The 14,628-nt window shown below is 70.6% G+C and carries 10 protein-coding genes and 1 riboswitch; of the genes, 3 read left to right on the top strand and 7 right to left on the bottom strand.

The features are described from left to right. Positions 1-89: 89 nt before the first annotated feature. Complete coding sequence (locus tag ACIOWN_RS23815) at positions 90-1,100, bottom strand: polyprenyl synthetase family protein (protein ID WP_401983300.1); 1,011 nt, start codon at positions 1,098-1,100, stop codon at positions 90-92. 482 nt (positions 1,101-1,582) lie between these two features. Beyond that, positions 1,583-1,770, top strand: a riboswitch (cyclic di-AMP (ydaO/yuaA leader). Positions 1,771-1,775: 5 nt separating this feature from the next. Between ACIOWN_RS23815 and ACIOWN_RS23810 the strand changes: the two genes are divergently transcribed. Beyond that, the gene (locus ACIOWN_RS23810; RefSeq protein WP_362355676.1) at positions 1,776-2,261 is read left to right on the top strand and encodes a transglycosylase SLT domain-containing protein; all 486 of its coding nucleotides are present in this window, start codon (positions 1,776-1,778) and stop codon (positions 2,259-2,261) included. 39 nt (positions 2,262-2,300) lie between these two features. On the opposite strand, the gene ACIOWN_RS23805 is transcribed toward ACIOWN_RS23810, so the two are convergent. Both ACIOWN_RS23805 and ACIOWN_RS23800 read right to left on the bottom strand, forming a co-directional pair. After that, positions 2,301-3,104 (bottom strand): HAD family hydrolase, encoded by an 804-nt coding sequence (locus ACIOWN_RS23805; protein ID WP_362355674.1) that lies wholly within the window; start codon positions 3,102-3,104, stop codon positions 2,301-2,303. 131 nt (positions 3,105-3,235) lie between these two features. Continuing rightward, positions 3,236-4,474: an ATP-grasp domain-containing protein gene (locus ACIOWN_RS23800; protein ID WP_362355672.1), complete on the bottom strand. Its 1,239-nt coding sequence runs from the start codon at positions 4,472-4,474 to the stop codon at positions 3,236-3,238. Positions 4,475-4,688: 214 nt separating this feature from the next. Here ACIOWN_RS23800 and fahA point away from each other — a divergent pair, with 214 nt between their 5' ends. Next, positions 4,689-5,900, top strand: a complete 1,212-nt coding sequence (gene fahA, locus ACIOWN_RS23795; protein WP_362355670.1) for a fumarylacetoacetase — start codon at positions 4,689-4,691, stop codon at positions 5,898-5,900. A 231-nt stretch (positions 5,901-6,131) separates the two neighbouring features. Then, on the top strand, positions 6,132-7,070 hold the full coding sequence (locus ACIOWN_RS23790; protein WP_401983299.1) for a M56 family metallopeptidase: 939 nt from the start codon (positions 6,132-6,134) through the stop codon (positions 7,068-7,070). A 44-nt stretch (positions 7,071-7,114) separates the two neighbouring features. On the opposite strand, the gene recQ is transcribed toward ACIOWN_RS23790, so the two are convergent. The 4 genes from recQ to nuoL all read right to left on the bottom strand — a co-directional run bounded on the left by recQ (position 7,115) and on the right by nuoL (position 14,614). Then, entirely contained in the window at positions 7,115-9,118 is a 2,004-nt protein-coding gene (gene recQ / locus ACIOWN_RS23785) for a DNA helicase RecQ (RefSeq protein ID WP_401983298.1), read from the bottom strand. A gap of 359 nt (positions 9,119-9,477) precedes the next feature. After that, positions 9,478-11,127, bottom strand: coding sequence for an NADH-quinone oxidoreductase subunit NuoN (gene nuoN / locus ACIOWN_RS23780; protein ID WP_362355664.1), 1,650 nt, complete (start codon positions 11,125-11,127; stop codon positions 9,478-9,480). Then, positions 11,124-12,695 carry an NADH-quinone oxidoreductase subunit M gene (locus ACIOWN_RS23775; protein ID WP_362355662.1) on the bottom strand — a complete coding sequence of 524 codons (1,572 nt, stop codon included), beginning with the start codon at positions 12,693-12,695 and terminating at the stop codon, positions 11,124-11,126. Before ACIOWN_RS23775 ends, nuoN begins: the two co-directional genes overlap by 4 nt. Positions 12,696-12,700: 5 nt before the next feature. Further along, positions 12,701-14,614: an NADH-quinone oxidoreductase subunit L gene (nuoL, locus tag ACIOWN_RS23770; protein WP_401983297.1), complete on the bottom strand. Its 1,914-nt coding sequence runs from the start codon at positions 14,612-14,614 to the stop codon at positions 12,701-12,703. Positions 14,615-14,628: the final 14 nt, after the last annotated feature.

Below are 14,628 nucleotides of genomic sequence, written 5' to 3'. Positions count from 1 at the left end.
CGCCACCCCGTAGGGGTAGCCCTGGAGAGCGCCGCTCCGAAGGGGTCGCCCGGCGGGACGTCCGGGCAGGTTGCGGTACCGGACGGGCGTCAGCCGGCCCGGTGCACCACCGCGTCGCACATCTGCAGCAGCGCGGCCTTCGCCTCGCACTCCCGCAGCGGCGCCAGCGCGGCCCGCGCCTCCTTGGCGTAGCGCACGGTGTCCCGGCGGGCCTGCTCCAGCGCCGGGTGCGCGCGCAGCGCCGCCAGCGCCTCCGCGTGCCGGGCGTCGTCGGTCAGGTCGGAGTCCAGCAGCTCGCACAGCGCGAGGTCCTCGGGCAGCCCCAGCCGGGCCGCGCGCTCGCGCAGCCTCAGCACCGGCAGCGTGGCGATGCCCTCGCGCAGGTCGGTGCCGGGCGTCTTGCCCGACTCGTGCGAGTCGGAGGCGATGTCCAGGACGTCGTCCGCGAGCTGGAAGGCGACGCCCAGCCGTTCGCCGTACTGCGTCAGCACGTCCACGACGGTCTCGTCGGCGCCGGACATCATCGCGCCGAACCGGCACGACACCGCCACCAGCGACCCGGTCTTGCCGCCCAGCACGTCCAGGTAGTGGTCGACCGGGTCCCGGCCGTCCTGCGGGCCCGCCGTCTCCAGGATCTGACCCGTGACCAGCCGTTCGAACGCCAGGGCCTGCACCCGCACCGCCTCCGGGCCGAGGTCGGCGAGGATCTGCGAGGCCCGGGCGAACAGGAAGTCGCCGGTCAGGACCGCGACCGAGTTGCCCCAGCGGGTGTTGGCGCTGGCCACCCCGCGGCGCACGGCGGCCTCGTCCATCACGTCGTCGTGGTACAGCGTGGCCAGATGGGTCAGCTCCACCACCACGGCCGACGGCACGATCCCCGGCGCGTACGGGTCACCGAACTGGGACGCGAGCATCACGAGCATCGGCCGGAACCGCTTCCCGCCCGCCCTGACGAGGTGCTGCGCGGCCCCCGTGATGAACGGGACCTCGCTCTTGGTGGCTTCGAGCAGCCCTTCCTCGACAGCCGCCAATCCGGCCTGGACATCGGCTTCGAGAGCCTGGTCCCGCACGCTCAGCCCGAATGGCCCGACGACGGTCACGAGGGGTCTCCTGTCTGCTGGTGTCTGCTGGGATTCACACGGTTTGTCGATAGGTCGCTGCCCTCACTCAAGTCAGCGTATCCGGTCACGTTTCGATCACCGATATCGCCCACCTATACGGGCCAGGCCACATCACCCGACGTGACCACCGTCACGCGTCGGCCACATGGCCCATCCACACCCACACTCGAAGTCCGATTCACCCCTATTAGGACTTCAATTCCCTTTAGCGGTAATTGCCTTTCGAGCACACAAACCGTGAGTTGGGTCACTCCGCCCCCCCTCCACGCCATCTCTCGCACTCCTTCACATTCCCTTTACGGTCAGGGGAGTTGACCCTTGACGGACGCAAAGGATCAAGCGCCACATACGCCCCGACCAAGGTCAAATAGGGCGATGTGTGATTCAGCCACTTGTTCGGGACATGTGCTCTCGCATACGTTCCCGGCCATCGGGCGGACGCCGAATCCTGCCGCCGCCCGTAATCCCAACGACCGAATGAACCACGGCAGGAGCGGGGGACCCAGGTAAGCCGCCGGGCCGGGCTCGTACGTCCTGTGCCGTACGGAGCGCCGGAACGGCTCGGGGTGAAGCCGTGCCCTTCAGGGCGCGGCCGGGCACCTCCCCGCCCGAACCCGACAGCTCACCTCGCAGGCGACGGAGAGGAATTCCCCCATGCCTGCAAACGGTCAGCGCCGCTCTTCCCGCACCGCCCGTCTCGTCCGCACCCTCGCCGTCACCGGCACGGGCGCAGCCGTCCTCGCCGTGCCGCTGCTCGGCGCGACGACCGCGTCCGCGGCGACCCCGGCCACTGTTCACACGGCCTCGAGCTTCGGCTACCCGAACAACCTCGACGGCTGGATCCGGGCCTCCCTGGCGGTCATGGCGCAGAAGGGCATCCCGGGCTCCTACAACGGGATCCACCGCAACATCATCCGCGAGTCCTCGGGCAACCCGCGTGCCATCAACCTCTGGGACTCCAACGCCAAGAAGGGCATACCCTCCAAGGGTCTGCTCCAGGTCATCGACCCGACCTTCCGGGCCTACCACGTGAACGGGACGTCCTGGGACATCTACGACCCGATCGCCAACATCACGGCCGCCTGCAACTACGCGGCCAAGCGGTACGGCTCCATCGACAACGTCCACGGCGCCTACTGACCGGACGACGGCCGGCCCACACCGGCTGGTGCCCCGGCACTAGACAAACAGTCGTTCGAGGACGACGGCGATGCCGTCGTCCTCGTTCGACGTCGTGACCTCGTCGGCCACCGCCTTCAGCTCGGGGTGGGCGTTGGCCATGGCGACCCCCCGGGCGGCCCACTGGAACATGGGGATGTCGTTGGGCATGTCGCCGAAGGCGAGGGCGCGCTCGCGGCCGAGGCCCAGGTGTTCGGCGGCGAGCGCCAGTCCGGTCGCCTTGGTGATGCCGCACGGCTGGAGCTCCACGGTCCCGGGGCCCGACATGGTGACCGTGGCGAGGGACCCGACCGCACCGCGGGCCGCCGCCGCCAGCTCGTCGTCGGACAGCACCGGATGACGCAGCAAGACCTTGCTGATGGGCGCGTGCCACAGCTCGTCGCGCCGTTCGACCCGTACGGCGGGCAGCGCCGGGTGCGGCATGCGGTACCCCGGCTCGATGAGCGTGAGCCCCTCGGTCCCGTCCTGGTCGACCGCGGCGTACACCTCCCCCACCTCGGCCTCGATCTTGCCGAGCGCGGTCTCGGCCAGCTCCCGGTCCAGGGTGACCGACCACAGCAGACGGTCGCCGCCGGCGTCGTAGAGCTGTGCGCCCTGACCGCACACCGCGAGTCCCGTGGTGCCGAGGACGCCGAGCAGTTCCCGCACCCTCGGCGCCGGCCGCCCGGTCACCACGAGGTGCCGGGCACCGGCGGCCGCCGCCCTCGCGAGCGCGGCGAGGGACCGTTGGGACACGGTGTCGTCGCCGCGCAGCAGCGTTCCGTCCAGGTCGGTGGCGATGAGGGTGTATGCGAGGGCGGCCATGATCAGAGAATACGGATGCCCCGGCCCGCCGACTCGACCGGAGCCGGACGAACGTGCTTCGAGGGCGCCCGTTCCCCAACTTCTCAATGAGTGAGGGCTCTTGGCGCCTCCCGTCCGGATCGGGTTCCGCCTCAACCGGTCGTGCCACCCCGGCGGTTGGTCCGCCACAGCTGATAGAGGTGCCGGGCGCCCGGCCGCACGAAGCGGGCGAGCATCGTCACGAACGGCAGCGGATCGTCACCCGCGAGCCAGGCCAGCTCCGTACCGCTAGCCCTCGCCGGCGCGTGCGGTGTGGTGTAGCCGCTGCGGCGGTAGGCGAGGAGGGCGGGCAGGTCGATGTTCTCCACGACGTAGCGGTGGCCGGTGCGCTGCTCGCCCTCCGGGACGGGGCGGCCTGTCAGGTCGAGGTGCATGGCACGGACCACGTCCACGCCCGAATCGCTCTCGAAGAGCCGGAACTGCGCGCCCATGCGCGGATTGAAGTCGAGGAGCTTGTACTGCCCGTCGCGCCGGTCGAAACGCAGGTCGAGGTCGACGATGCCGGTGAAGCCGATCTGCTTGATGAACCGGGCGGCGAGATCGGCGAGTTCCGGGTTGTCGACGACGTACGCGTTCGCCGTCATGCCCGCGTGCGGCGGCCAGGAGCGGACCTTGACGCCGGTGAACATCGCGAGCGGGGTCGAGCTCCGGTCGAAGTAGGCGTGCACGATCCAGTCCTCGGCCTCCTCCCGCGGCAGGTACTCCTGGAGGATCACGCCGGGCCGCTCGCCCCAGTCGCGGGCCAGGGCCAGCAGGCCCTCGCGGCTGTTGATCCTCGTAGTGCCGTTCACCGCGGGGCTGCTGCGCCGCACGAACGCCTCGCGGTTCTTGGCCACCACCGGGAAGCGGGTCTTCTCGGCGAACGCCACGATGTCCTCGTACGACTCCGGGAACGCGGCCCTGGGGCTAGGGATGCCGTGTTCCACGCACAGTTCGTGCAGGCCCTGCTTGCTGGCCAGGCGGCGCGGCAGGCCGGCGGTGACGGGCGGGAAGAGGAAGGGGCCCTTGAGCTCCTCCTGGTGCTCGGCGATGAGGACCGCGGCCTCCTCGTCGGTGGGCACCAGGACGGCGGGCCGGCCGATGCGGCGGCCGATCCGCAGCAGACCCTCCACCAGACGGTCCGCGCCCTCCGTTCCCCTGGTCGGCCAGACGAACGCGCGTTTGAGATAGCGGGAGGACGCCGCCGGTGTGTAGGCGTCCTCGGTGATCGCGTACATGGGCACACCCAGACGGCCCAGGCTGCGGATCGCGCCCACCCCGCCGTGGTGCAGCGGGTAGTCGCCGAACTTCACGATCAGGCCCGGCACCTCGCGGTCGGCCCGGAAAGGCACACTGACGGCATTCCTGGCCACGGGTCCCCCCACGTGTCCCCCATTGAGCGGACCCACCCCGTCCGCGTCCCCAGAGGACGCTAAGCCGGAATTGCCCCCTCCCACAAGGCCAATTCGGACATTGCAAACTCTTTAGACACTGCCCAAGACATGGGATGCCCCCGTAACGTGTGGCCCGACCACATGGCATTCCGGATAAGGAAGGCAGCACCCCATGCCCCCCTTCGAGGTCCCCGAGGGCGACCCCTTCGGTCCGCACAACCTTCCCTACGGCGTCTTCTCCCGCGCCGGGTCGCCGGAGAGGACCGTGGGCGTCCGGCTCGGCGACCACGTGCTCGACGCGGGGGCGGCGGCGCGGGCGCTCGGTTCGCCGTACGCCGACCTGCTCGCGCGGCCGAGCCTCAACCCGCTGCTGGCCGCGGGCCGCACCGCGTGGTCCGACGTGCGGCGCGCGCTGACGTCGTGGGTGACCGTGCCGGCCCACCGGGACACCGTCGCGCCCTTCCTGCACCCGCTGTCCTCGGTGACCCTGCACCTCCCCTTCGAAGTGGCGGACTACGTCGACTTCTACGCCTCGGAGAACCACGCCCGGAACGTGGGGCAGATCTTCCGCCCGGACGCCGAGGACTCGCTGACCCCCAACTGGAAGCACCTGCCCATCGGTTACCACGGCCGCTCCGGCACGGTGGTGGTCTCCGGCACGGACGTGGTGCGCCCGTCGGGCCAGCGGAAGGCGCCCACGGACCCCGCGCCGGTGTTCGGCCCCTCGGTCCGGCTGGACATCGAGGCGGAGGTCGGCTTCGTGGTGGGCGCCCCCTCACGGATGGGGCAGCCGGTCGCGCTCGGCGACTTCCGCGAGCACGTCTTCGGGCTGTGCCTGCTGAACGACTGGTCGGCGCGCGACATCCAGGCATGGGAGTACGTCCCGCTCGGGCCCTTCCTCGGCAAGTCCTTCGCCACGTCGGTGTCGGCGTGGATCACTCCGCTGGACGCGCTGCAGGAGGCACGGGTGGCCCCGCCGCGGCGGACGCACCCGCTGCTGCCCTACCTCGACGACTCGGCGGAGGAGCCCGGCGGTTACGACCTGCGGATCTCCGTCGCGATCAACGGCCACGTGGTGTCCGAGCCGCCCTTCTCCACCATGTACTGGACGGCCGCGCAGCAGCTCGCCCACATGACGGTCAACGGCGCCTCCCTGCGCACGGGCGACCTGTACGGCTCGGGCACGGTGAGCGGACCGTCCGAGCGCGAGCGCGGCTCGCTCCTCGAACTGACCTGGAACGGCCGCGAGCCGCTGGAACTCCCGGACGGCAAGCGGGCGTTCCTGGAGGACGGCGACGTGGTGACGCTCTCGGCCTGGGCGCCGGGCGCGGACGGCGCGCGGGTGGGCCTCGGAGAGGTGACGGGCCGGATCGTGTCGGGCTGAACCAAGGCCCCGCGGCCCCAGGGCCTCTCGTTTGGATCGTGCCGGCCGATCCAAACGAAAGACCCCTGCCCCGCGTGGATTTGATGGTCGCGGACCCCTGACCCCCGGTACCCGCGGCCGTCATACTGGCGGCAGGCCGCGCGCGCCCGGCGCGCCGGCCCGTCGCACAGCACGCTTCACCGCACGACCCCGACACCCGCCCACCTCCCACGAGGATCCGGAGTCCGAGGCATGACTGCCTGCCTGCTCCTGCTGAGCGCCGTCGCACTGACGCTCGCCGTGCCGGTCCCCCGCACACTGGCCCGGGCGGGATGGCCCGAACGGGAGCCCGTCGTCGCGCTGTGGGTGTGGCAGTGCCTGGTCGCCACCGTCCTGCTGTGCTGCCTCGCGGGGCTGGTGCTGGGCACCGCGGCCGTCTTCGGCACCGTTCACGACCAGCTCTTCGCCCCCGCGCCGCCGGCCGTGACCGCCGCCTACGACCTGTCGGTGGCGCCGGCCTGGGCCGCCGGCCTCACCCTGCTGCTGGCGGGCGGCGCCGCCTGGACCACCGCGATGCTCGCCCGCGAGTTCGTCGAGGCCCGTCGCCGGCGCGGCCTGGCCCGCGCGCACCTGCGCGAACGCGCCCCCGATCTGCCCGCGGGTCTCCCGGCGGCCCGCGGACCGCTGCTGGTGCTGGAGGACGAGTACCCCGACGCGTGGTGGATGCCAGGTCACCCGCCCCAGCTCGTCGTCACCACCGGCGCCCTGCACCGGCTCACCGGCCACCAGCTCGACGCCGTCCTCGCCCATGAGCGGGGCCATGCCCGCGCCCACCACGACTGGCTGCTGCATCTGTCGACCGCGCTGGCGGCCGGCTTCCCGCACATCCCGCTGTTCACGCACTTCTGCGAGCAGAACCACCGACTGGTCGAACTGGCCGCCGACGACACGGCCTCCCGCCGCCACGGCCATCTCACCACGGCCCTCGCGCTGATCGAGCTCAACCAGCACCGCGGGGTGCTGTCCTGCGCGTCCAGCAACCGGCTGCTGAGCGAGCGGGTGGACCGCCTGCTGCAGCCCCCGCCGCGGCTGGACCGCAGGCGCCGGGCGCTGACCACGGCGGTGGCGGCCCTGGTACCCCTGCTCCCGCTCCTGATCACGTTCGCCCCGGGCCTGACGGCGCTGGGCTGAGCCGCGGGCCCGTCGCCGTGACCGGCGCGGCGGTCTCGAGCCGGCTACATCCAGTCGTCCGGCTCCGGCTCGGGCAGGTCCTCCCACGGTTCCGACTCACCTGTGCCGGCCGTTCCTGATCCGGCCGTTCCTGATGCGGCCGTCCCCGTCCCGGCCGTCGAGCCGCCTGACGGGCCGGCCAGCGACTCCAGTACGGCGAGCACGCCTTCCCCGTACGTCGCCAGTTTCTTCTCACCGACGCCGCCGACCGTGCCGAGCTGTGCCACGGACGTCGGCCGGAGCGCGACGATCTCCCGGAGGGTGGCGTCGTGGAAGATGACGTACGCCGGGACACCCTGCTCACGGGCCTGTTCGGCGCGCCAGGCGCGCAGGGCCTCGAAGGCGGGCAGCAGTTCCTCGGGCAGCTCGGCCGCCGCCGCCCTGGGCTTGCGGTCGTCCCGGGCGCCCGAACCCCGCGAGGCGGTGGCCGGCTTCTTCGGCTCCTTGCGCAACGGCACCTCCCGCTCGCCGCGCAGCACCGACGCGCTGGGGTCGGTCAGCACCAGCGTGCCGTACTCGCCCTCGACCGCGAGCAGTCCCTGCGCCAGCAACTGCCGTACGACACTGCGCCATTCACCCTCGGAAAGGTCGTCGCCGATGCCGAACACGGACAGCTGGTCGTGGTCGAACTGGATCACCTTGCCGGTGCGCTTGCCGAGCAGGATGTCGATGATCTGGCCCGCGCCGAACTTCTGTCCCCGCTCCCGCTTCAGCCGCACCACCGTCGAGAGCACCTTCTGGGCCGCGACCGTGCCGTCCCAGGTCTCGGGCGGGGTCAGGCAGGTGTCGCAGTTGCCGCAGCCGGCCTGGCCCGGCTCCTGACCGAAGTAGGCGAGGAGCTGGCCGCGGCGGCACCGGGCCGTCTCGCACAGGGCGAGCATCGCGTCCAGGTGGGACTGGGAGCGGCGGCGGAACGCCTCGTCGCCCTCACCGGACTGGATGAGCTTGCGCTGCTGTACGACGTCGTTCAGTCCGTAGGCCATCCAGGCCGTCGAGGGCAGGCCGTCCCGGCCCGCGCGGCCCGTCTCCTGGTAGTAGCCCTCCACCGACTTGGGCAGGTCCAGGTGGGCGACGAACCGGACGTCGGGCTTGTCGATGCCCATGCCGAAGGCGATGGTGGCGACCACGACCAGGCCGTCCTCACGCAGGAAGCGGGACTGGTGCGCCGCGCGGGTGCCGGCGTCCAGGCCCGCGTGGTACGGCACCGCCTCGACGCCGTTGCGGGTGAGGAACTCGGCCGTCTTCTCCACCGAGTTGCGCGACAGGCAGTACACGATGCCCGCGTCGCCCGGGTGCTCCTGGCGCAGGAAGGCCAGCAACTGCTTCTTGGCGTCGGCCTTGGGCACGATCCGGTACTGGATGTTGGGCCGGTCGAAGCTGGCCACGAAGTGCCGGGCCTGCGGCATGTTCAGCCGCTGGGTGATCTCCTGGTGGGTGGCGTGGGTGGCCGTCGCGGTGAGCGCGATCCGCGGCACGTCGGGCCAGCGCTCGCCCAGCAGGGACAGCGCGAGGTAGTCGGGGCGGAAGTCGTGGCCCCACTGGGACACGCAGTGCGCCTCGTCGATGGCGAAGACGGAGATCTTGCCGCGGGAGAGCAGGTCGAGCGTGACGTCCAGGCGCAGCCGCTCCGGTGCCAGGTAGAGCAGGTCGAGCTCGCCGGCCAGGAACTCCGCCTCGACCATCCGGCGCTCGTCGAAGTCCTGCGTGGAGTTCATGAACCCGGCACGCACGCCCAGCGCCCGCAGCGCGTCCACCTGGTCCTGCATCAGCGCGATGAGCGGCGACACCACGACGCCCGTACCGGGCCTGACCAGGGACGGAAGCTGGTAGCACAGCGACTTTCCGCCACCGGTGGGCATGAGCACGACGGCGTCACCGCCCGCCACCACATGCTCGACGACCGCTTCCTGCTCACCCCGGAAGTCCTCGTACCCGAAGACCCGGCGCAGCGTCGCCAGCGCCTCGCTCTCCGTCACCGACACCTCCGTGACACCACCCGTCCCACCCATCGCTCCGCCCCCCGCACACCGTCCTTCAACCACTGCCTCCACGATAGGGCCCCGAACCGACAGCCCCGGAGTTGTCCACAGGTTCCCCCGGACGCACCAGGTCAACGACACGACAGTCGGTCACACGTACGCGGAAGACTCGCCCCTTTCGGGCCGATGGCCTGAAAGGGACCGGCGCCTACACCGGCGTGGGCATCTTCAGGGAGCGGATGAAGGTGGACACCCCGTTCTCCGTGGACCTGGACCTCACAAGGATCAGGACGCGCCACAGCCGGGGCCGGTAGGTCCGCACGCTCCGGAACGCGGTGGCCCGGCCCCACCAGGGGGCCGGGCCACCGCGTTCCGGAGCCGCCTCAGCCTCAGCGGGCGAACACTCCCGCCTGGTTCGCCAGGTCCAGGAAGTACTGGGGGGCCACGCCCAGGACCACCGTGACCGCCACGCCCACGCCGATCGCGGTCATCGTGAGCGGGGACGGGACCGCCACCGTCGGGCCCTCCGGGTGGGGGTCGCTGAAGAACATCAGCACGATGACGCGGATGTAGAAGAAGGCCGCGATCGCCGACGAGATCACACCGATCACGACCAGCGGCACCGCGCCGCCCTCGGCCGCCGCCTTGAACACCGCGAACTTCCCGGCGAAGCCGGAGGTCAGCGGAATGCCCGCGAAGGCCAGCAGGAACACCGCGAACACGGCTGCCACCAGCGGGGAACGCCGGCCGAGACCCGCCCACTTGGACAGGTGGGTCGCCTCGCCGCCCGCGTCGCGCACCAGCGTGACCACGGCGAACGCGCCGATCGTCACGAAGGAGTAGGCGGCCAGGTAGAAGAGGACGGACGAGACGCCGTCCTTCGAGGTCGCGATGACACCTGCGAGGATGAAGCCCGCGTGGGCGATCGACGAGTACGCGAGCAGCCGCTTGATGTCGGTCTGTGTGATCGCGACGATCGCACCGCCCAGCATGGTGATGATCGCGACCCCCCACATGACCGGCCGCCAGTCCCAGCGCATCCCGGGCAGGACGACGTACAGCAGCCGCAGCAGCGCGCCGAAGGCCGCCACCTTGGTCGCCGCCGCCATGAACCCGGTGACCGGGGTCGGAGCGCCCTGGTAGACGTCCGGCGTCCACATGTGGAACGGGACGGCGCCCACCTTGAACAGCAGGCCCATCACGACCATCGCGGCGCCGATGAGCAGCAGCACGTCGTTGCCCATGGTGCCCGCGAGCGCCGGGTCGATGTTCGGCACGTTGCCCTCGACGACCTGCGCGATGTTGGCGTAGGACACCGAGCCCGCGTACCCGTACAGCAGCGCGATGCCGAACAGGGTGAACGCGGAGGCGAAGGCGCCCAGCAGGAAGTACTTGACCGCGGCCTCCTGCGACATGAGCCGCTTGCGGCGGGCCAGCGCGCACAGGAGGTACAGCGGCAGGGAGAAGACCTCCAGGGCCACGAACAGGGTCAGCAGGTCGTTGGCCGAGGGGAACACCAGCATGCCGGCGACCGCGAAGAGCAGCAGCGGGAAGACCTCGGTGGTGGTGAACCCGGCCTTGACCGCGGCCTTCTCGCTCTCGCCGCCCGGTACGGCCGACGCCTGCGCGGCGAAGGAGTCGACGCGGTTGCCGTGCGCCTCCGGGTCGAGTCGCCGTTCGGCGAAGGTGAACAGGGCGACCAGGCTCGCCAGCAGGATCGTGCCCTGGAGGAAGAGCGAGGGTCCGTCGACGGCGATGGCCCCCATGGCCGCGATGTGCGACTTGGTGGTGCCGTACCCGTCCGCCGCGAGCGCGACGACCGCGGCGAACGCGGCGGCGAGCGCGACGACGGAGACGAACACCTGCGCGTAGTAGCGCGACTTGCGCGGGACGAACGCCTCGACGAGCATTCCGACGATCGCCGCGCCCACGACGATCAGGGTGGGCGACAACTGCCCGTATTCGATCTTCGGCGCCTCGATCTTCGAGATCGGGTCGGCCGCGGTTGTCCACAGGCTGTGGACGGCTGCTCCGCTCACTTGGCCGCCTCCACTGCGGGCTTCGGGTCGGTCTTGTGTACGTCGGACATGGTCTGCTTGACCGCCGGGTTGACGATGTCCGTGACGGGCTTCGGATAGACACCCAGGAAGATCAGCAGCACCACCAGCGGGGCCACGACCACCAGTTCCCGCACCCGCAGGTCCGGCATCGCCGAGACCTCCGGCTTCACGGGACCGGTCATCGTCCGCTGGTACAGGACGAGCGTGTACAGGGCGGCGAGCACGATGCCGAAGGTGGCGACGATGCCGATCGCCGGGTAGCGCGTGAACGTGCCGACCAGGACGAGGAACTCACTCACGAAGGGCGCGAGTCCCGGCAGGGACAGGGTGGCGAGGCCACCGATCAGGAACGTGCCGGCGAGCACCGGGGCGACCTTCTGCACACCGCCGTAGTCGGAGATGAGCCGGGAGCCGCGCCGGGAGATCAGGAAGCCGGCGATCAGCATCAGCACGGCCGTCGAAAGGCCGTGGTTGACCATGTAGAGCGTGGCTCCGGACTGGCCCTGGCTGGTCATCGCGAAGATGCCCATGATGATGAAGCCGAAGTGCGAGATCGACGCGTACGCGATCAGGCGCTTGATGTCCCGCTGGCCCACCGCGAGCAGCGCCCCGTAGATGATGCTGATCAGGGCGAGGACGAGGATGGCCGGCGTGGCCCACTTGCTCGCCTCCGGGAAGAGCTGGAGGCAGAAGCGGAGCATCGCGAAGGTGCCCACCTTGTCGACGACCGCGGTGATGAGGACGGCGACCGGCGCGGTGGACTCCTGCATCGCGTTGGGCAGCCAGGTGTGCAGCGGCCACAGCGGCGCCTTCACCGCGAAGGCGAAGAAGAAGCCGAGGAACAGCCACCGCTCGGTGCTCGTCGCCATGTGCAGCGAGCCGCCGGCGCGCGCCTGCGCGATCTCGGAGAGTGAGAAGCTCCCGGCGACCGCGTACAGCCCGATCACCGCGGCCAGCATGATCAGACCGCCGGTGAGGTTGTAGAGGAGGAACTTCACCGCCGCGTACGACCGCTGGGTCGACGCCGTCTGCTCGCCGTGCTCGTGGGCACGGTCCCCGAAGCCGCCGATGAGGAAGTACATCGGGATCAGCATGGCTTCGAAGAAGATGTAGAAGAGGAAGACGTCGGTGGCCTCGAAGGAGATGATCACCATCGCCTCGACGGCCAGGATCAGCGCGAAGAAGCCCTGGGTCGGCCGCCAGCGGCGGCTTCCTGTCTCCAGCGGGTCGGCGTCGTGCCAGCCGGCCAGGATCACGAACGGGATGAGCAGGGCGGTCAGCCCGATCAGGGCCACCCCGATGCCGTCCACGCCCAGTTCGTACCTGACGCCGAACGACGCGATCCAGGAGTGGGACTCGGTGAGCTGGTAACGGGCGCCGCCCGGGTCGAAGCGGACCAGGACGGTGGCGGCCAGCGCGAGCGTGGCCAGCGAGGCGACCAGCGCGAGCCACTTCGCGGCGGTGCGCCGGGCGGCCGGAACGGCCGCCGTGGCGACGGCCCCGAGGGCCGGGAGCACCGCCGTCGCTGTCAGCAGAGGAAAGGACATCGGTATCAGACCGCCCTCATCAGCAGGGTCGCGGCGACCAGGAGGGCCGCACCGCCGAACATCGAGACCGCGTAGGAGCGCGCGAAGCCGTTCTGGAGCCGGCGCATCCTCCCGGACAGGCCGCCGACCGAGGCCGCCGTGCCGTTGACGACTCCGTCGACCAGGGTGTGGTCGACATAGACCAGGGACCGCGTGAGGTGCTCGCCGCCGCGTACCAGGACGACGTGGTTGAAGTCGTCCTGGAGCAGGTCCCGCCGGGCGGCCCGGGTGAGCAGCGACCCGCGCGGGGCGACGACCGGGACCGGCTTGCGGCCGTACTGGGCCCAGGCGATGGCCACGCCGATGACCAGGCACACCATCGTCGCGCCGGTGACGGTCCACGCGCTGAGCGGAGAGTTGCCCTCGCTGTGCCCGGTGACCGGCTCCAGCCAGTGCAGGAAGCGGTCGCCGATGCTGAAGAACGCGCCGCCCAGGACCGACCCGACGGCCAGCACGATCATCGGGATCGTCATGGCCTTCGGCGACTCGTGCGGGTGCGGCTCGTTGCCGTTCTCGTCGGGCTGCCAGCGCTTCTCGCCGAAGAACGTCATCAGCATCACGCGCGTCATGTAGAAGGCCGTGATGGCCGCGCCCAGCAGGGCCGCGCCGCCGAGGATCCAGCCCTCGGTGCCGCCCTTGGCGAAGGCCGCCTCGATGATCTTGTCCTTGGAGAAGAAGCCGGACAGGCCCGGGAAGCCGATGATGGCGAGGTAGCCGAGGCCGAAGGTGATGAAGGTGATCGGCATGTACTTGCGCAGACCGCCGTACTTGCGCATGTCGACCTCGTCGTTCATGCCGTGCATGACCGAACCGGCGCCGAGGAACAGCCCGGCCTTGAAGAAGCCGTGCGTCACCAGGTGCATGATCGCGAAGACGTAGCCGATGGGGCCGAGGCCCGCGGCCAGCACCATGTAGCCGATCTGCGACATGGTCGAGCCGGCCAGCGCCTTCTTGATGTCGTCCTTCGCGCAACCGACGATCGCACCGAACAGCAGCGTGACCGCGCCGACGACGGTGACCACGAGCTGCGCGTTCGGCGCCGCGTTGAAGATCGCGGCGGAGCGGACGATGAGGTAGACGCCCGCCGTCACCATCGTCGCGGCGTGGATGAGGGCCGAGACCGGGGTCGGGCCCTCCATCGCGTCCCCGAGCCAGGACTGCAGCGGCACCTGGGCGGACTTGCCGCAGGCGGCGAGCAGCAGCATCAGGGCGACGGCGGTGAGCTTGCCCTCGGTGGCGCCGCCCACGAGACCGGGCTCGGCGTGGGTACCGAGCAGCGGCCCGAAGGCGAAGGTGCCGAACGTCGCGAACATCAGCATGATCGCGATGGACAGGCCCATGTCGCCGACCCGGTTGACGAGGAAGGCCTTCTTCGCCGCGGTCGCCGCGCTGGGCTTGTGCTGCCAGAAGCCGATCAGCAGGTAGGAGGCGAGACCGACGCCTTCCCAGCCGACGTACAGCAGCAGGTAGTTGTCGGCGAGGACGAGCAGCAGCATCGCCGCGAGGAACAGGTTGAGGTAGCCGAAGAAGCGGCGGCGCCGCTCGTCGTGCTCCATGTACGCGACCGAGTACAGGTGGATCAGCGAGCCGACGCCGGTGATCAGCAGGACGAACGTCATCGACAGCTGGTCGAGCCGGAACGTGATGTCCGCCTGGAAGCCGGACACCGGGATCCAGCTGAACAGGTGCTGGGTCAGGGTTCGCTGGTCCGCGCTCCGGCCGAGCAGGTCGGCGAAGAGGACCAGGCCGATCACGAAGGAGACGGCCGCGAGCAGGGTACCGAGCCAGTGGCCGACGGCGTCGAGCCGCCGGCCGCCGACCAGGAGGACGGCCGCTCCGAGCAGGGGCGCCGCGATCAGCAGCGCAATCAGGTTCTCCACGATTACTCCGACCC

It is taken from the genome of Streptomyces sp. NPDC087787 (assembly GCF_044743035.1).
Lineage (GTDB): Bacteria > Actinomycetota > Actinomycetes > Streptomycetales > Streptomycetaceae > Streptomyces.
This window is presented reverse-complemented; position numbering and strand designations above follow the sequence as displayed.

Bases quoted from the DNA above. Each gene is read 5' to 3' on its own strand.
- ACIOWN_RS23810 (WP_362355676.1), top strand. From the start codon at position 1,776: ATGCCTGCAAACGGTCAGCGCCGCTCTTCCCGCACCGCCCGTCTCGTC.
- ACIOWN_RS23805 (WP_362355674.1), bottom strand. From the start codon at position 3,104: ATGGCCGCCCTCGCATACACCCTCATCGCCACCGACCTGGACGGAACG.
- fahA (WP_362355670.1), top strand. From the start codon at position 4,689: ATGCCCCCCTTCGAGGTCCCCGAGGGCGACCCCTTCGGTCCGCACAAC.
- ACIOWN_RS23790 (WP_401983299.1), top strand. From the start codon at position 6,132: ATGACTGCCTGCCTGCTCCTGCTGAGCGCCGTCGCACTGACGCTCGCC.
- recQ (WP_401983298.1), bottom strand. From the start codon at position 9,118: ATGGGTGGGACGGGTGGTGTCACGGAGGTGTCGGTGACGGAGAGCGAG.
- ACIOWN_RS23775 (WP_362355662.1), bottom strand. From the start codon at position 12,695: ATGTCCTTTCCTCTGCTGACAGCGACGGCGGTGCTCCCGGCCCTCGGG.